Origin of the sequence: Streptomyces sp. NPDC018026 (genome assembly GCF_044327745.1) — a bacterium.
GTDB lineage: Bacteria > Actinomycetota > Actinomycetes > Streptomycetales > Streptomycetaceae > Streptomyces > Streptomyces rubrogriseus.
This window is the reverse complement of record NZ_JBIRFY010000011.1, coordinates 55115-70373: the sequence shown is the minus strand read 5'-3', so window position 1 is coordinate 70373 and position 15259 is coordinate 55115. Positions and strand designations below refer to the sequence as shown.

At 73.5% G+C, this 15259-nt stretch carries 16 protein-coding genes; 8 read left to right on the top strand and 8 right to left on the bottom strand.

Annotated features, from left to right (window positions below):
- Positions 1-41 precede the first annotated feature (41 nt).
- Positions 42-389 carry a YbaB/EbfC family nucleoid-associated protein gene (locus ACH4D3_RS29230; protein WP_398328002.1) on the bottom strand — a complete coding sequence of 116 codons (348 nt, stop codon included), beginning with the start codon at positions 387-389 and terminating at the stop codon, positions 42-44.
- Between the two features lie 270 nt (positions 390-659).
- Between ACH4D3_RS29230 and ACH4D3_RS29225 the strand changes: the two genes are divergently transcribed.
- Entirely contained in the window at positions 660-1424 is a 765-nt protein-coding gene (locus tag ACH4D3_RS29225) for an SLATT domain-containing protein (protein WP_398327999.1), read from the top strand.
- Positions 1425-1472: 48 nt separating this feature from the next.
- Here the strand turns inward: ACH4D3_RS29225 and ACH4D3_RS29220 are convergent, their stop codons facing one another.
- Complete coding sequence (locus ACH4D3_RS29220) at positions 1473-3605, bottom strand: serine/threonine-protein kinase (protein WP_398327996.1); 2133 nt, start codon at positions 3603-3605, stop codon at positions 1473-1475.
- Between the two features lie 226 nt (positions 3606-3831).
- Here ACH4D3_RS29220 and ACH4D3_RS29215 point away from each other — a divergent pair, with 226 nt between their 5' ends.
- The 3 genes from ACH4D3_RS29215 (at position 3832) to ACH4D3_RS29205 (ending at position 6794) form a co-directional block, all read left to right on the top strand.
- Positions 3832-5187 (top strand): aspartate aminotransferase family protein, encoded by a 1356-nt coding sequence (locus tag ACH4D3_RS29215; protein WP_398327993.1) that lies wholly within the window; start codon positions 3832-3834, stop codon positions 5185-5187.
- A 127-nt stretch (positions 5188-5314) separates the two neighbouring features.
- Complete coding sequence (locus tag ACH4D3_RS29210) at positions 5315-6016, top strand: GntR family transcriptional regulator (protein WP_398327991.1); 702 nt, start codon at positions 5315-5317, stop codon at positions 6014-6016.
- Positions 6017-6143: 127 nt separating this feature from the next.
- Positions 6144-6794: a hypothetical protein gene (locus tag ACH4D3_RS29205; RefSeq protein ID WP_398327988.1), complete on the top strand. Its 651-nt coding sequence runs from the start codon at positions 6144-6146 to the stop codon at positions 6792-6794.
- Positions 6795-6826: 32 nt separating this feature from the next.
- Here the strand turns inward: ACH4D3_RS29205 and ACH4D3_RS29200 are convergent, their stop codons facing one another.
- The 5 genes from ACH4D3_RS29200 to ACH4D3_RS29180 all read right to left on the bottom strand — a co-directional run bounded on the left by ACH4D3_RS29200 (position 6827) and on the right by ACH4D3_RS29180 (position 10350).
- Positions 6827-7120: a hypothetical protein gene (locus ACH4D3_RS29200; RefSeq protein ID WP_398327985.1), complete on the bottom strand. Its 294-nt coding sequence runs from the start codon at positions 7118-7120 to the stop codon at positions 6827-6829.
- Positions 7121-7158: 38 nt separating this feature from the next.
- Positions 7159-8043 (bottom strand): sigma-70 family RNA polymerase sigma factor, encoded by an 885-nt coding sequence (locus tag ACH4D3_RS29195; protein WP_398327982.1) that lies wholly within the window; start codon positions 8041-8043, stop codon positions 7159-7161.
- Between the two features lie 91 nt (positions 8044-8134).
- On the bottom strand, positions 8135-8335 hold the full coding sequence (locus tag ACH4D3_RS29190; protein WP_398327979.1) for a hypothetical protein: 201 nt from the start codon (positions 8333-8335) through the stop codon (positions 8135-8137).
- Positions 8336-8411: 76 nt separating this feature from the next.
- Positions 8412-8903, bottom strand: a complete 492-nt coding sequence (locus tag ACH4D3_RS29185) for a DUF3515 family protein (RefSeq protein WP_398327976.1) — start codon at positions 8901-8903, stop codon at positions 8412-8414.
- A 163-nt stretch (positions 8904-9066) separates the two neighbouring features.
- A complete protein-coding gene (locus ACH4D3_RS29180; RefSeq protein ID WP_398327973.1) occupies positions 9067-10350 on the bottom strand; it encodes an adenylosuccinate synthase in 1284 nt (427 codons plus the stop codon).
- A 185-nt stretch (positions 10351-10535) separates the two neighbouring features.
- On the opposite strand from ACH4D3_RS29180, the gene ACH4D3_RS29175 reads away from it, so the two are divergent.
- Positions 10536-11441, top strand: a complete 906-nt coding sequence (locus ACH4D3_RS29175) for a diacylglycerol kinase (RefSeq protein WP_398327970.1) — start codon at positions 10536-10538, stop codon at positions 11439-11441.
- Between the two features lie 47 nt (positions 11442-11488).
- On the opposite strand, the gene ACH4D3_RS29170 is transcribed toward ACH4D3_RS29175, so the two are convergent.
- Positions 11489-11992 (bottom strand): GbsR/MarR family transcriptional regulator, encoded by a 504-nt coding sequence (locus ACH4D3_RS29170; protein WP_398327967.1) that lies wholly within the window; start codon positions 11990-11992, stop codon positions 11489-11491.
- 88 nt (positions 11993-12080) lie between these two features.
- Between ACH4D3_RS29170 and ACH4D3_RS29165 the strand changes: the two genes are divergently transcribed.
- From ACH4D3_RS29165 to ACH4D3_RS29155, 3 genes are all read left to right on the top strand, one after another.
- The gene (locus tag ACH4D3_RS29165) at positions 12081-13007 is read left to right on the top strand and encodes an ATP-binding cassette domain-containing protein (RefSeq protein WP_398327964.1); all 927 of its coding nucleotides are present in this window, start codon (positions 12081-12083) and stop codon (positions 13005-13007) included.
- Positions 13004-14623 carry an ABC transporter permease gene (locus ACH4D3_RS29160; protein ID WP_398327961.1) on the top strand — a complete coding sequence of 540 codons (1620 nt, stop codon included), beginning with the start codon at positions 13004-13006 and terminating at the stop codon, positions 14621-14623. Before ACH4D3_RS29165 ends, ACH4D3_RS29160 begins: the two co-directional genes overlap by 4 nt.
- 133 nt (positions 14624-14756) lie before the next feature.
- Positions 14757-15221, top strand: a complete 465-nt coding sequence (locus ACH4D3_RS29155; protein WP_398327958.1) for a cupin domain-containing protein — start codon at positions 14757-14759, stop codon at positions 15219-15221.
- Positions 15222-15259 lie beyond the last annotated feature (38 nt).

Genomic DNA, 15259 nt, shown 5'->3' with positions numbered 1-15259 from the left:
CGGTCTGAGAAAGGCGAACCCGGAAAGCCGGGAACGCGGACTCAGAACGGCAGGCCGGGGATGCCGCTGCCGCCACCGCCCAGGCCCTGGGCGAGCGGGCCGAGCTTCTGCTGCTGGAGGTTCTGCGCGTTCTCGTTGGCCGCCTGGACGGCGGCGACGACCAGGTCGGCGAGGGTCTCGGTGTCCTCCGGGTCCACCGCCTTCGGGTCGATGACGAGGCCGCGCAGCTCGCCGGAGCCGGTGACCGTGGCCTTCACCAGGCCGCCGCCCGCCTGGCCCTCGACCTCGGTCTGCGCCAGTTCCTCCTGGGCCTTCGCCAGGTCCTGCTGCATCTTCTGGGCCTGCTGGAGCAGCTGCTGCATGTTGGGCTGGCCACCACCGGGGATCACGTTCAGCTCCCATCACGTCCGGTCACTACGGTTTTGCCGTTCGGCACGAGCCTACGTGGTCCGGGCGGCCCTCGCCCCAGCACTCTTTCGAGTGACGCCCTGGGAGCCCTATACCTGATCAACGCCCTCTTCCGGGCGGAAAAGCGACGGAACCCGGCCCTTCGCCACCCATTGGGCGGTAGGAAGGGTTCCGGCGCGGGGTTCCGGCGTACGAGTCCTCACGGACGGCGAGCGGTACGGCGAGCAGTGGCGAGCAGTAGGGAGTGCCGGGTGGGTCAGCCGGAGATGCAGCCCGAGAGGCCACCGCGGAGCGGGCGGGACGGCGAGGGCGGGGCGGCCGGGACGCGGCCCGGCGACCTGACCGGGCGGACGTTTCCCCTCGGGGACTGGGCACTGCCCGCCGAGCGGCTGGACGAGCTGTACCGGTGGGTGGAGCGGGGCGCGCTGGACACGGCGGCCTGGTATCTCGCGGACCGGGTGTGGAAGCGGCGCGGTGCCGTACTGCTGCGGGGCGGGGCCGCGGTGGGTGCGGCGGCCGGGGCGGCGCTGCCGCTGCTCGACCTGTCGGGTGCGGTGGGCGGGGTCGCGCCCTGGGGGTATCTGGCGCTGCTGTGGGCGGTGGCGTGTGTGGCGGGCGACCGGTACTTCGGGGTGACGTCCGGCTGGATGCGGGACGTGGCCACGGCACAGGCGGTGCAGCGGCGGCTCCAGGCGCTCCAGTTCGACTGGGCGTCGGAGAGCGTGCGGGAGGTGCTGGGCCCGGCGGACGGGACGGCGAGCGAGGCGGCGGAGCGGTGCCTGCTGGTGCTGCGGCGGTTCTCGGAGGACGTGACGGAACTGGTGCGGGCGGAGACGGCGGACTGGATGGTGTGCTTCCGCCCGGGACCGGGGCCGCTGGGACCGCACGCCGCGGCGGCGGCCGACGGGCCGCGCCCGGACGGCGCGGGCACGGGCGCCGCCGGCCGGTTCCCGCTCCCCCCGCAGAACGGCACCCGTCCGAACATGCCCCGCCAGCGTCCGCCGGAGCCCCGCTGACCCCGAGCGGCGCGGGCCACGCCCGGCCCGCCCGACCCGCACGCCGCGTCAGTACCCCTGGGTGCGGGTGTAGAGCAGGGATTCGCCGGTGTCGTCGTTGGTGCGTTCCAGGCTGCCGTCCTGGCGCAGGGTGACCGTGCTGGGCCCGCCCGGGGTGCAACTGCTGGCCGGACCGGTCCTGACCTCGGACGGACCGAGCCGCAGCGGACCTCCGGGGCCCGGCTCGGCCTGGAGAACGGCCTCGAACACGCAGTGGTACGTGCCGGTGTCCGTCGGCCCGTCCGCCACGAGGGTCAGCACCGTGTCGCCGACCTCGCCCTGCGCGATGCTCACCGTGCGGGGGTGCGTTCCGGAGGCGTTGTCGATACTGGTCGACCAGTCGCCCACGTACCCGGCCGGGACCGTGCCCTCGTCGGCGGCCGGGGCGGTCGAACCGGTCGACGGCGACTGGCCCCCCGTCGAACCGGACGAGCCGGAGGCGCCCGTACCCGGGTCCTGCGGCGCGCCGGTGGACCGCGTGGGCGTGGGGTCGCCGCCCGCCCGGCCGTCGTCGTCCCCGCGCATCAGGGCGTAGACCGAGCCGCCCGCGCCCAGCGCGACGACCAGGGCGACGACGATCAGCAGCGCGGTGGAACGGCCGCTGCGGACGGGCTCGTGCGGCGGTCCGTACGGGGGTGGCGGCCCCTGGGGCGGGGTCGGGCCGAGGCCGCCCCCGCCGCCGTACGGGTGCTGGTGTCCGGGCTGCGACGCGGGCCAGCCCGGGGCCGGGTCGTACCCCGGGCCCGGCGGCTGGGGGTGGCCGTGGGCGCCGTGCGGGGGCGGCGTGGCCGGGGGGCGCCCCGCGACCAGGGTGGGCAGGTGGTTCAGCGGGTCGCCGCCGCTGCCCGGCTCACCCGGAGGAGGCGGCCCGCCGGACACCACGTCGGCCCCCTGCCCAGCACCCTCGCCGCCGGACCCGCCACCACCCGGCCACGCACCACCGGGGCCGACACTGCCGGGCCCTGCACCGCCCGGTCCCACGCCGTCAGGTGCTGCGCCGCCGGGGTCGGCATCATCAGGCCCTGCACCGCCCGGACCGGCACCGCCAGGTCCCGCGCCACCAGGCCACGCACCGCCAGGCCCCACACCGCCGGACCCAACACCACCAGGTCCCACGCCCCCAGGCCTCACCCCGCCGTCGGACCGTGCGCCGCCTGGCGCCGCTGCGGGCGCTCCGGGTGTGGCCGAAGGGGGCGGGCCGTGCCCGGGCTGTGCCGGGTCTTCGGGGTTCTCCGTGTCCAGGAGCTGTACCGCGTGGCGGCCGAGCTGGGCCACCAGCGCGCTGGGCAGCCACGGGTCGCGGGAGCGGCCGCCGGTGACCGTGTCCTGCGCGCCCGTGCGCTCCAGGACGTCGGCGAGGGCCGGACGCGCGGCGGGGTCCTTCCGCAGGCAGTCGCGCACCAGGTCGGCGATGCCCTCGGGCACGCCCTCCAGGTCGGGCTCCTCCTGCGCGATGCGGAACATCAGGGCGTGCGCACCGCTGTTCGCGGCGCCGAAGGGCAGCTTGCCGGTGGCGGCGTAGACGAGGACCGAGCCGAGGCAGAAGACGTCGCACGCGGGCGTGATCCGGTCGCCGCGCACCTGCTCGGGCGCCATGAAGCCGGGGGAACCGACGAGCGCGCCGGTGCGGGTGACACCGCCGTCCGTCACCGTCTCCAGGGCGCGCGCGATGCCGAAGTCGATGACGCGGGGCCCGTCGATGGTGACCAGCACGTTGGACGGCTTGAGGTCGCGGTGGACGATCCCGGCGGCGTGGATGTCCTGGAGCGCGTGCGCCAGACCGGCGCCCAGCGTGCGGACCGAGCGTTCCGGCAGCGCGCCGTGGTCGTGCCCGACGACCTGCTGGAGGCTCGGCCCGGCGACGTACCCGGTGGCGACCCACGGCACGGCGGCTTCCGTGTCGGCGTCCAGTACGGGCGCCGTCCAGTACCCGCCGACCCGGCGCGCGGACTCGACCTCCTGCCGGAACCGCTCGCGGAACTCCTCCACCGCGGCCAGCTCCTCGCGCACCAGCTTCACGGCGACCGTGCGCCCGCGGTCCGAGCGGGCCAGGTAGACGTGACCCATGCCGCCCGTGCCCAGCCGGCCCAAGAGCCGGTAGACCCCGATGTGCTGCGGGTCCCCGTCCCCCAGTCTCCGCATACCGCCCCGCCTTCCCCCCGAACCTGAACAACAGGCCGAGGATAGTGCGGGGCGGCCCCGCGGTACGTCGCCGCTTGTCCACGGTTCCGTAACGGAGGGGCCCCGCGCGCCCGCGACGCGTCGGCGCCGACCCGCGGACCCCGTCGACAACCTGTCGTGGAAAGCCCCCGACCGCAGACAGGACGCCGATTCCGTTTCCGCATCGCGGACATCTACCCTCGGCCGCATGACCCCTCAGCCCTCTCCCCAGGCCGGCGCCGCCGTGAAGGCCGCGGACCGCGCGCACGTCTTCCACTCCTGGTCAGCGCAAGAGCTGATCGACCCGCTCGCCGTCGCCGGCGCCGAGGGGTCGTACTTCTGGGACTACGAAGGCAAGCGCTACCTCGACTTCTCCAGCGGACTCGTCTACACCAACATCGGCTACCAGCACCCCAAGGTCGTCGCCGCGATCCAGGAGCAGGCGGCGCGGATGACGACGTTCGCGCCCGCGTTCGCCGTCGAGGCGCGCTCGGAGGCGGCCCGGCTGATCGCCGAGCGGACGCCCGGCGACCTGGACAAGATCTTCTTCACCAACGGCGGCGCCGACGCCGTCGAGCACGCCCTGCGCATGGCCCGGCTGCACACCGGCCGCCCCAAGGTGCTCTCCGCCTACCGCTCGTACCACGGCGGCACCCAGCAGGCGGTCAACGTCACCGGTGACCCGCGGCGCTGGGCCTCCGACAGCGGCACGGCCGGGGTCGTGCACTTCTGGGCGCCGTTCCTGTACCGCTCGCGCTTCTACGCCGAGACCGAGGAGCAGGAGTGCGCGCGGGCGCTGGAGCACCTGGAGACGACGATCGCCTTCGAGGGCCCGGGGACCGTCGCCGCGATCGTCCTGGAGACGATCCCGGGCACCGCGGGGATCATGATGCCGCCGGCCGGCTATCTGGCCGGGGTGCGCGAGATCTGCGACAAGTACGGCATCGTGTTCGTGCTCGACGAGGTCATGGCCGGATTCGGCCGCACCGGCACCTGGTTCGCGGCCGGGCTGTACGACGTCGTGCCCGACCTGATGACCTTCGCCAAGGGCGTGAACTCGGGCTATGTGCCCCTCGGCGGCGTCGCGATCTCCGCCGAGATCGCCGCGACCTTCGCCGAGCGGCCCTACCCAGGCGGACTGACGTACTCCGGGCACCCGCTGGCCTGCGCCGCCGCCGTCGCCACGATCAACGTGATGGCGGAGGAGGGCGTCGTCGAGCACGCCGCGCGGCTCGGCGCGGAGGTCGTCGAACCGGCGCTGCGCGGGCTGGCCGAGCGCCACCCCAGCGTGGGCGAGGTGCGCGGGACCGGCATGTTCTGGGCGCTGGAGCTGGTGCGGAACCGGGAGACCCGGGAGCCGCTGGTGCCCTACAACGCGACCGGGCAGGCGGCCGCGCCCATGTCCGCGTTCGCCGCCTCCGCCAAGGCGCACGGCCTGTGGCCGTTCGTGAACATGAACCGGACCCACGTGGTCCCGCCGTGCAACGTCTCCGAGGCGGAGCTGAAGGAGGGTCTGGCGGCCCTGGACACGGCACTGTCCGTGGCGGACGAGTACACGGAGTAGGCGGAACGGGACGAGGGGACGGGGCGCGTAGGGTTGCGTGCTCGTACGCGGTAGACATGTGTACGAGCACGCCCCCCGAGCGGCGCCCTTGGGCGACGCCCCGAACGCGACGAGGAGACGCCCGCCCATGCCCGGTCCCAGCGGTACCGGTGCCGTCACGCGCAGCACCCTGCGGCAGCAGATCGCCGACGCGCTCCGTGACGAGGTGCTGGCCGGCCGGCTCCAGCCGGGGCAGGAGTTCACGGTCAAGGAGATCGCCGAGCAGTACGGCGTGTCCGCGACGCCGGTGCGCGAGGCCCTGGTCGACCTGTCCGCGCAGGGACTCCTCGACGCCGACCACCACCGCGGCTTCCGCGTCCACGAGTACTCGGTCGCCGACTTCCGCGGCATGATCGAGGCCCGCAGTCTCGTGACCGACGGCATGTTCCTCTCGCTGACCGCCGACCTGCCGGGCGGTCCCGACCCGGCCGATCCCCGCATCGCCGCCGCCCTCGCCGGGGTCCGCCGGCGCGGCGAGGAGGCCCAGCGCGCCGCCGCGGCCGGGGACCTGACCGTCCTGATCGGCTACGACCTGCGCTACTGGCGCGAGCTGGCCACCCTCTTCGGCAACCCCTACCTCTGCGACTTCCTGCACCGGCTGCGCGTGCAGAGCTGGGTGTGCACCGTGCAGCACCTGCGCCGGCTCAGCGAGCTGCGCGGCGCGCTGTGGTGCGGGCACACCGCGCTGGTCGACGCCCTGGCCCGGCGCGACATCCCGGGCGCGCGTTCGCTCGTCGACGCGTACAACAGCCACTCGCTCGCCCTGATCGAGGGGCTCGCCGGCGAATGACCAACGCCGGACGTGTCGTGGCCCGGCCCCCGGATGGGTATGGGATCTGCACGCAACGCGCCCCGGCGCGACACGACGCACACCGACTACGCTGCCCTGACCACCGTGCTGTGTGAGGAGTCCTCTTTTGGCCTGTGACCTGTGGCTGGTACCGCTCGTCGACGTCTTGTGCCACACGCCGGACAACCCGTTCGCCGAGGAACTCGCGCAATACGACAAGGTGCTGGCCGAGGCCGGGCTGCCGCCGGTGCCGGTGTACCAGTACATGCCGGGGCTCTCCGGCGAGGTCGCGCCGGTGGCGGGCTTCGACTACGACGCGCTGCACTTCCTGCGCCGCGCACACCTCCTCCAGGTGTGCGGTCTCCCGGTGACCCCGGTGGACGAACTCGGGGGCGACTACGAGCAGTTGCTGGAGATGTTCGAGTCGACGGCCCAGCAGTCCCACCTGGTCTGGCACTACGACCACGCGGGCGCCTACGTGCCGGTCGACTTCCCGCACCCGCTCTCCAGCAGCGAACTCCTGGCGGGCGGCGGCCCCCTGGGCTCCTCGCACACCCTGCTGCGGGAACTGGAGGCCGTCGCCCCGGCCCTCGGCATCGACCCGGCCAACCCCCCGGCCCCGCCGCGGCCGCCGCTCGCCCCGACGGAGCTGGAGGAGCCGGCGGTGCCCGCGCCGCACGACTCCAGCCCGTTCGCCCGGGAGCGCCATGTGTGGCTGGGCCTGCACGCGGCGGCGACGCGGAGCCTGGCGCAGGGGTCGATGATCGTCTTCAGCTAGTCAACCGGTCAGCCGGTCAGCCGGTCAGCTGGTCACCCGGCCAGCTGGGACAGTCCCTTGCGCAGATCGTCCGCGTTCATGATCGGGGAGACCTCGACCTCGGCGTTCAGCTCGGTGAAGAACGGCTCGCCGGTGGGCGGCAGTTCCGAGCTGTCCTGCATGTCGAAGACCATCAGGGCGGTCCGCCGGCCGCCGAGGGGGCCGAAGTAGGCGGCCTCCGGCTTGATGTGGTCGAGGGTGCGGTTGATCAGCTCGGGCAGTTTCCCGCTGCGGATCGCCTCGTTCGCCTTCTCCGTGTCCAGCGTCGCCTTGAGCAGCACGCGCATCGCACTCACCTTCTTCTGCCGACGCGACGTGTACGAGTTCAGCCTATGCCCGTGATGTCCAGTTCGTTCAGGCGAGCCGGTTCCGCGATCACGTCGATGCCGGTGATGCGGCCGTCGGCGGCGAAGTCGAAGCCGAGCACGACGCGCAGCCTGCCGTTCTCGGCCATCGCGATGCCCACCCGGCCGTCGACGAGGACGACGGCGGCGGCCCTGGCCCGGCCCATGGAGGCCATCGCGCCCCGGGCCACCCGGTCCACCCCGCTGACGGTGACGGGCGTGGGCGTCGGGACGACCGCCGCGTCGGCGCGCAGCACGACGTCCGGGTGGAGCAGGGCCACCAGCGCGTCGAAGTCGCCGCCGCGGGTGGCCGCCAGGTAGGCGTCGACGGCGCGGCGCCTGCGGGGCGGGTCGGCGTCGGGCGCGGGGACGCCCCGGACCCGGCGGCGGGCGCGACTGGCCAGCTGGCGGGTGGCGGCGGGGGTCTTGTCGAGCATCGCGGCGATGTCGTCGAAGGGCACGTCGAACATGTCGTGCAGGACGAACGCGAGCCGCTCGGCGGGACCGAGGGTGTCCAGGACGATCAGCAGCGCGATCCCGACCTCGTCGGCGAGCTGCGCCTCCTCGGCGGGGTCGGCCGCGGTGCCGGTGACCGCCGGTTGCCTGCGGGCCCCGTCGTCCAGCGGCTCCTCTCGGCGGGCATCCCGGGCACGGAGCAGGTTGAGGCAGACCCGGGCCACCACCGTGGTGAGCCAGCCCGAGGGATTGCCCACCTGGGAGGTGTCCGCCCGGTCGGCCCGCAGCCACGCCTCCTGGAGGGCGTCGTCCGCCTCACCGAGCGAGCCGAGGATCCGGTACGCGACCGCCCGCAGCCGGGGCCGGTCCAGCTCGAACCGCCGGGCCACGTCGTCGGATCGTGCGGGCACCGTACGGCTTCCTTCCGTCCCTCCGCCTCCGGACCCCCTCGGGGCGTGGGCCCCAGTGAACCATCCCGGCGTGCCCGGGCCCGCGGCGGTCTCACCGCACCAGGACGATGCCCGGCGGCCACAGCACCCCGGTGGCCAGCAGCAGCGCCGGTCCCAGGTGGACGGGGCACACCCGCAGCGGCTCCCGCAGGTGCCGGGCGACCTCGAAGCGGACCGGGTCCCCGCAGTCCTCGGGGCCGTTCTCGCCGCCGTACGGGCCCTGGCAGGAAGCGGCGCTGTAGCGGTCGGTCATGCCTCCGATCCGACACCACCGGGCACGCGGACGCCCGGCGAACGGGGCCGAACGAAGGGCCGCGGGGAACGAACGGCTACAGGACGGTGGCGGCGTCGTCGAGGCCGATGCACTTGCGTTCCTGCGGGATCCACTTCACGGCGGGGTCCAGCGCGGCGAGGATGCCGCCCACCTCCTCGCGCGGACCGGAGTACGTGAACTCCACGGCCGGTGAGCGGCCGTACGTCCGCAGGACGCTCACGCCGTCGCTTTTGAGCCGGGCCTCGTCCAGGACCCAGTCGACGCCGTCCGCGGTGACGCAGAGGTTGACGTTGGGCTGCAGTTCCTCGGCGCCGCAGCGGAACACCGCCTTCTGGCCGCCCCAGGACGCGACCCCGTCGCCCAGGGCCCAGTCGCGCGAGGCGCCGGGTATGTCGTCCGGGAGGCGGGAGACGACCTTGTCGCACTTGGGGTCGCCGGCGTGCGGCGCGGCGGAGACCCGGTGGCCGTCGACGTAGAAGGCCCCGCCGGTCACGACGACGACCGCCGCGGTCAGCCAGATCCACGTCCGGGTGGTGGGCTTCCGCATGTCCGCTCGCTCCGTGCTGTCCGTCGTGACCGTGGTGAGGGTGGTGACCGGGTTGTCCCGGCCCCTGCTGGTTCGGCCAGCGTATCCGCCGTCCCGACGCCGACGGCCGGGGCCCCGTGCGGGGTCCCGGCCGTCGGGTGCGTGCGCGGTGCGCGGGCGGCTCCTACAGGAACGAGTTGATCTCGATCGTCTCGTCCCGGCCCGGGCCGACGCCGATCGCGGAGATCGGGGCGCCGGACATCTCCTCCAGGGCCTTGACGTACGCCTGGGCGTTCTTCGGCAGGTCGGAGAAGGACTTCGCCTTGGTGATGTCCTCGCTCCAGCCGGGCAGCGTCTCGTAGACCGGCTTCGCGTGGTGGAAGTCGGTCTGCGAGTACGGCAGCTCCTCGACGCGCTTGCCGTCGATCTCGTAGGCCACGCAGACCGGGATCTGCTCCCAGCCGGTGAGGACGTCGAGCTTGGTGAGGAAGAAGTCGGTGAGGCCGTTGACGCGGGTGGCGTAGCGGGCGATCACCGCGTCGAACCAGCCGCAGCGCCGGTCGCGGCCGGTGGTGACGCCGCGCTCGCCGCCGATGCGGCGCAGGGCCTCGCCGTCCTCGTCGAACAGCTCGGTCGGGAACGGTCCGGCGCCGACGCGGGTCGTGTACGCCTTGAGGATGCCGATGACCCGGCTGATCTTCGTCGGGCCCACGCCGGCGCCGGTGCAGGCGCCGCCCGCGGTCGGGTTCGACGAGGTGACGAAGGGGTACGTGCCGTGGTCGATGTCCAGCAGCGTGCCCTGGCCGCCCTCGAAGAGGACCACCTTGTCGTCGTCGAGGGCCTGGTTGAGGACCAGGACGGTGTCGGCGACGTACGGGGCGAGCTTGTCCGCGTAGCCGAGCAGCTCCTCGACGACCTGGCCGGTGGCGATGGCGCGGCGGTTGTAGAGCTTGGTGAGCATCTGGTTCTTGACGTCGAGCGCCGCCTCGACCTTCTGGGTGAGGATCGACTCGTCGTAGAGGTCCTGGACCCGGATGCCCACGCGGTTGATCTTGTCCGCGTAGGTCGGGCCGATGCCGCGGCCGGTGGTGCCGATCTTGCGCTTGCCGAGGAAGCGTTCCGTCACCTTGTCGACGGTGACGTTGTACGGCGTGATGATGTGAGCGTTGCCGCTGATCAGGAGCTTGGACGTGTCGACGCCGCGCTCGTTCAGCCCGCTCAGCTCGGAGAACAGGACCGACGGGTCGACGACGACGCCGTTTCCGATGACCGGCGTGCAGCCGGGGGAGAGAATTCCGGAAGGGAGCAGGTGAAGGGCGTACTTCTGGTCGCCCACGACTACCGTGTGGCCGGCGTTGTTGCCGCCCTGGTAGCGCACCACATAGTCGACGGAACCACCGAGCAGGTCCGTCGCCTTTCCCTTGCCTTCGTCACCCCACTGAGCACCGAGCAGCACAAGTGCGGGCACGCGCGTACACCCCTTCCGGGCGGGGCATGTCCATGGTCGAGGGCGTATGCGACGGGTTTCCGCCACGTACACCGCGACCGTCGTTGGCCGCCAACCGTCGGACCGGGTGCCCCGGAATAGACGAAGCCCCTGGCGCAACAGCGCAAGGGGCTCTTGCACAAAGATGCTACCCGAGGAAGCGAGGCATGGCCGAGGTGGCGACTTCCGCGAGCTCTTCCGCGAACTCTTCCGCGAGGTCCGATCAGCTTCTGGTGGTCGTCGATCCGGTCGCCCGACGGACGGACGGGGAGTCCGTCCGGATCGCGAAAGACGTGCTCAGCGCGGGCGCGGCGCACACGAAGGTGTGTCTGCCGGACGACCCGGAGGAGTTCGCGCGGGCGCTCGGGCGGCGCGGTTCGCGGCGCCCGGTGGTGATCGGTGACGACAGCGCGCTGCTGCGGACCGTGGCCCTGCTGCACCGGCGGCGGGAGCTGGCGGGCTGCGCGCTGTCCGTGGTTCCGGTGGGGCCGGCGCTCGGTCTCGCCCGGTCCCTGGGGCTGCCGACGGGGGCGGTGGCGGCGGCGCGGGCCGTGCTCGACGGCGCGGAGCGGCGGCTGGACCTGCTCGTCGACGACAGCGACGGGGTGGTGCTGGGGACGGTGGGGATTCCGCCCGCTCCCGTGCCGGTACCGGTACGGGCGGACCCGGGCTCCGGTCCGGAGGGGGCGGCGTCGATCCGTCCCTGGCTGCGGACCTGCCAGTCGCTCGTACGGACGCTGGCCTCCTCGCGTACGGCCCGGACCGCCGTGGCGCCGGGTACGCCCGGCCCGGCCCTGCTGCGGGTGGAGGTCGACGGGGTGACGCTGGTGGACCTGGACCAGCCGGTCGAGGGGGTGTCGGTGACACCGGGCGCGGCGGGGGTGGCCGTGGTGGAGGTACGGCCCCTGTCGGTGGGCGCGCAGGCGTCGCCGCTGACGGCGAGCGGACGGACGGTGACCGTGTCGGGGGCGCACTTCCGCTACCGGGCCGACGCGGTGGTGTGCGGGCCGGTGGGGACCCGGACATGGGTGGCCCGCGAGGGGGCGTGGGGGCTGACGCTGCCGGCGGGGTAGGGCCGCTCGGGGTCAGCCCCCAACTCGGCGTGGCGGATCGGGCGCGGTCACCCGAACCGCTCCTCCCGGTGCACCCGCCAGCGTTCCATCATCGCCGCGATCTCCTCGTCGACGAACTCGAAGAAGGCGAGGGTCTCGGCCATGCGCCGGCCCGCCGGGGTGTCGGCGCCGAGGCTGGTGACTCCGTCGCGCAGCGCGCTCTCCCAGCGTTTGAGGATGGCCTCGCGGTTGGTGAGCGCCTCGTACCACTGGTTGCTGTGCACCCGGTAGCGCTCCCGGCGCGAGCCGGGTTCGCGCTCGCGCGAGACCATGTGCTGCTGCGAGAGGTAGCGCACGGCACCGGAGACGGCGGCGGGGCTGACGCGGAGGCCCTCGCCGAGTTCCGCGGAGGTCAGCGAGCCCGTGTCGGAGGCCAGCAGCGCGGCGAAGACCCGGGCGGGCATGCGCTGCATCCCGGCCTCGACGAGCTGGGCCGCGAAGCCCTCCACGAACTTCGACACCGCCTCGGGGTCACGGCCCGGCCCCGCCGCTCCCGCTGGTTCGTTCGTCATCCGTCGATCATCTCTCACCCTGCGTCGCTCATCATCCTGACGGTTCCTTAACTTCACAAGTTTCTGAAAGTAGCGTACTTTCCGAAACATGACGAAGGCAATCAGCGTCTCCGGACTCCACAAGTCGTTCGGACGCACGCATGCTCTGGACGGCCTCGACCTGGAGGTCGAGACCGGCGAGGTCCACGGGTTCCTCGGGCCCAACGGGGCCGGCAAGTCCACCACCATCCGGGTCCTGCTCGGCCTGCTGCGCGCCGACGCCGGCGCCGCGCAGGTGCTCGGCCGCGACCCGTGGGCGGACGCGGTGGAGGCGCACCGGCGGATCGCGTACGTCCCCGGTGACGTGACGCTGTGGCGCAACCTCTCCGGCGGCGAGGTCATCGACCTCTACGGCAGGCTGCGCGGCGGACTCGACACCCGGCGGCGCGCGGAGCTGGTCGAGCGGTTCGAACTCGACCCGACCAAGAAGGGCCGCACGTACTCCAAGGGCAACCGCCAGAAGGTGGCCCTGGTGGCCGCCTTCGCCTCGGACGTCGACCTGCTGATCCTCGACGAACCCACCTCCGGACTCGACCCGCTGATGGAGGAGGTCTTCCAGCGCTGCGTGGAGGAGGAGCGCGAGCGCGGCCGGACGGTGCTGCTCTCCTCCCACATCCTCAGCGAGGTCGAGGAGCTGTGCGACCGGGTCAGCATCATCCGCAAGGGACGGACCGTCGAGAGCGGCTCGCTCGCCGACCTGCGCCACCTGACCCGGACCAGCGTCACCGCCGAACTCGCGGGCGCCCCGAACGGCCTCACCCACCTGCCCGGCGTGCACGACCTCGACGTCCAGGGCCACCGGGTCCGGCTCCAGGTCGACACCGACAAGCTGGACGCCGTCCTCAGGTCGCTGAGCGAGACGGGCGTACGGTCGCTGACGTCGACGCCGCCGACGCTGGAGGAGCTGTTCCTGCGGCACTACCAGGCCGGGGACGCCGAGGACGCGGAGTCCGGAGCAGAGGTGACGGCGCGATGACCGCCACCGCCGAAACCGCCGCCGGCGCCTTCGCGGCCCGGTCCGGGGGCTCGCGCCAACTGGCCGGCACCGGCACGCTGCTGCGCTTCGCCCTGCGCCGCGACCGGGTACTGATCCCCGTCTGGGTCGCGGTGAACGCGCTCATGGTGCTGTCCATGCCGGGCACCATCAAGGGCCTGTACGGCACCGCCGCCGAACGCGCCGACCTGATGCGGCAGATGGAGACCAACGCCTCGCTGCGCGCCCTGGTCGGCCCCGTCTTCGACGACGGTCTCGGCGCGCTCACCGCCTGGCGCGTCGGCCTGTACGCGGGGGCGCTCGCCGCGGTGATGAGCCTGCTGATCGTCGTACGGCACACCCGGGACGAGGAGGAGAGCGGACGGCAGGAGGTCGTCGCCTCCGGAATGGTCGGCCGCCGGGCCTCGCTCACGGCGGCGCTGCTGGCGGCCGCGGTCGCCAACGCCGTACTGGCCCTGCTGATCGCCGTCGGACTGGCCGGACAGGGGGCGGCCGGCGCGCTGGCCCTCGGGCTCGGGGTCGCGGGCGTCGGGATGCTCTTCGCGACCATGGCGGCGATCGTGGCCCAGCTCACCGAGAGCGCCCGGCTGGCCCGGGGCCTGACGGCGGCGGTACTGGGCGGGGCCTTCGTCCTGCGGGCGGCGGGCGACTCGGCGACGGACGACGGTTCGTCGGTCCTGACCTGGATGTCGCCGCTCGGCTGGCTGGAGAACGTGCGGGCCTTCGCCGACGAGCGGTGGTGGGTGCTGCTGCTGATCGCGGTCGCGACGGCGGCACAGGGAGCCGTGGCCTACGGGCTGGCCGGACGCCGGGACCTCGGCATGAGCTTCCTGCCGACCCGGCCGGGACCGGCCGCCGGGCGCCTGCGGACGGCCGGTGCGCTGGCCTGGCGCCTGCAGCGGGGCAGCGTCCTCGGCTGGAGCATCGGCTTCTTCGCCGCCGGGGTCGTCTACGGCGGGATGACGGAGGGTGCGGCCGATCTGGTCGGGGACAACGAACAGGCCCGCGAGATCATCGAGCGGATGGGCGGGCAGGCCGGGCTCACCGACGCGTTCGTGTCGGCCATGGTCGGCATGCTCGGACTGATCGCCGCGCTCTACGTCGTGGCGTCGGTGCTGCGGCTCAGCGGCGAGGAGACCTCCGGGCGCGCGGAACCGGTGCTCGCGGGCGCGGTGGGCCGGCTGCGGTGGGCCGCGGGCCACCTGGTGATCGCCTTCGGCGGCGCGGCGCTCATCATGCTGCTCGCCGGGCTGGGCTTCGCCGCCGGGTACAGGCAGGACTTCGGGGCAATCCTGGGCGCGTGCCTGGTCCAGCTCCCGGCGGTGTGGGTGATCGGCGGGGCCGCGGTGCTGCTGCACGGGCTGCTGCCCCGGGCGGCGGTGGCCGCGTGGGCCGTCGCGGGCGCGGTACTGCTGCTCGGCTGGGTCGGACCGGCGCTGGACGTGCCGCAGAGCGTCCTGGACGTGTCCCCGTTCGGGCACCTGCCGAAGCTGCCCGGCGGGGAGATGAGCTGGTCGCCGGTGCTGGTGCTGGTCCTGATCGCCGGGGCGCTGGTGGCGGCGGGGCTCGCCGGGCTGCGGCGGCGGGACCTGACGTGACGTTCGCGGGGCCGGTACGGGCCGCGGACGTCGGAATCCGGACAGATCGCGGCGGATCGCGGCGGCCCCTTGCGGGGAGGCGACGCAACGGAAATAGTTGAACGCTAAACCACAGTAGAAGGGGAGCACCCACATGAGCGTCGCGCTCGTACGCAACCCCGGCGAAGGCAGCCACTACCACTACTACGACAGCGTCCAGGAACAGGTCGTGTCGACCACCGAGACCCAGGGAGTGGTCACCGTCGCGCGGGTGACCGCGCGCCGGTCGGACGCACCGCCCCTGCACGTCCACAGCCGTGAGGACGAAAGCTGGGTGGTGCTGTCCGGTCGCGTCCGCTTCTGGATCGGCTCGTCCTCGCTCGACGCGTGCGACGTCCACGACGCCGGGCCGGGCGCCTACGTCTTCGGTCCCCGGTCGGTGCCCCACACGTTCCAGCCGCTCACCACGACGGCGGAGCTCCTGGTCATCAACAACCCCGGGGCGATCGAAGGCTACTTCCACTCGGTCGGCGACGCCGACGCGCGTCACGACGCGGACCACGTCGACGCGCTCGCCGAGTACGGGGTGGCCCTCCTCGACGCCCCGCCCCAGGCATAGGGCGTCGCGACTGCCACTTCCGCCCCGCCGTGAAACCG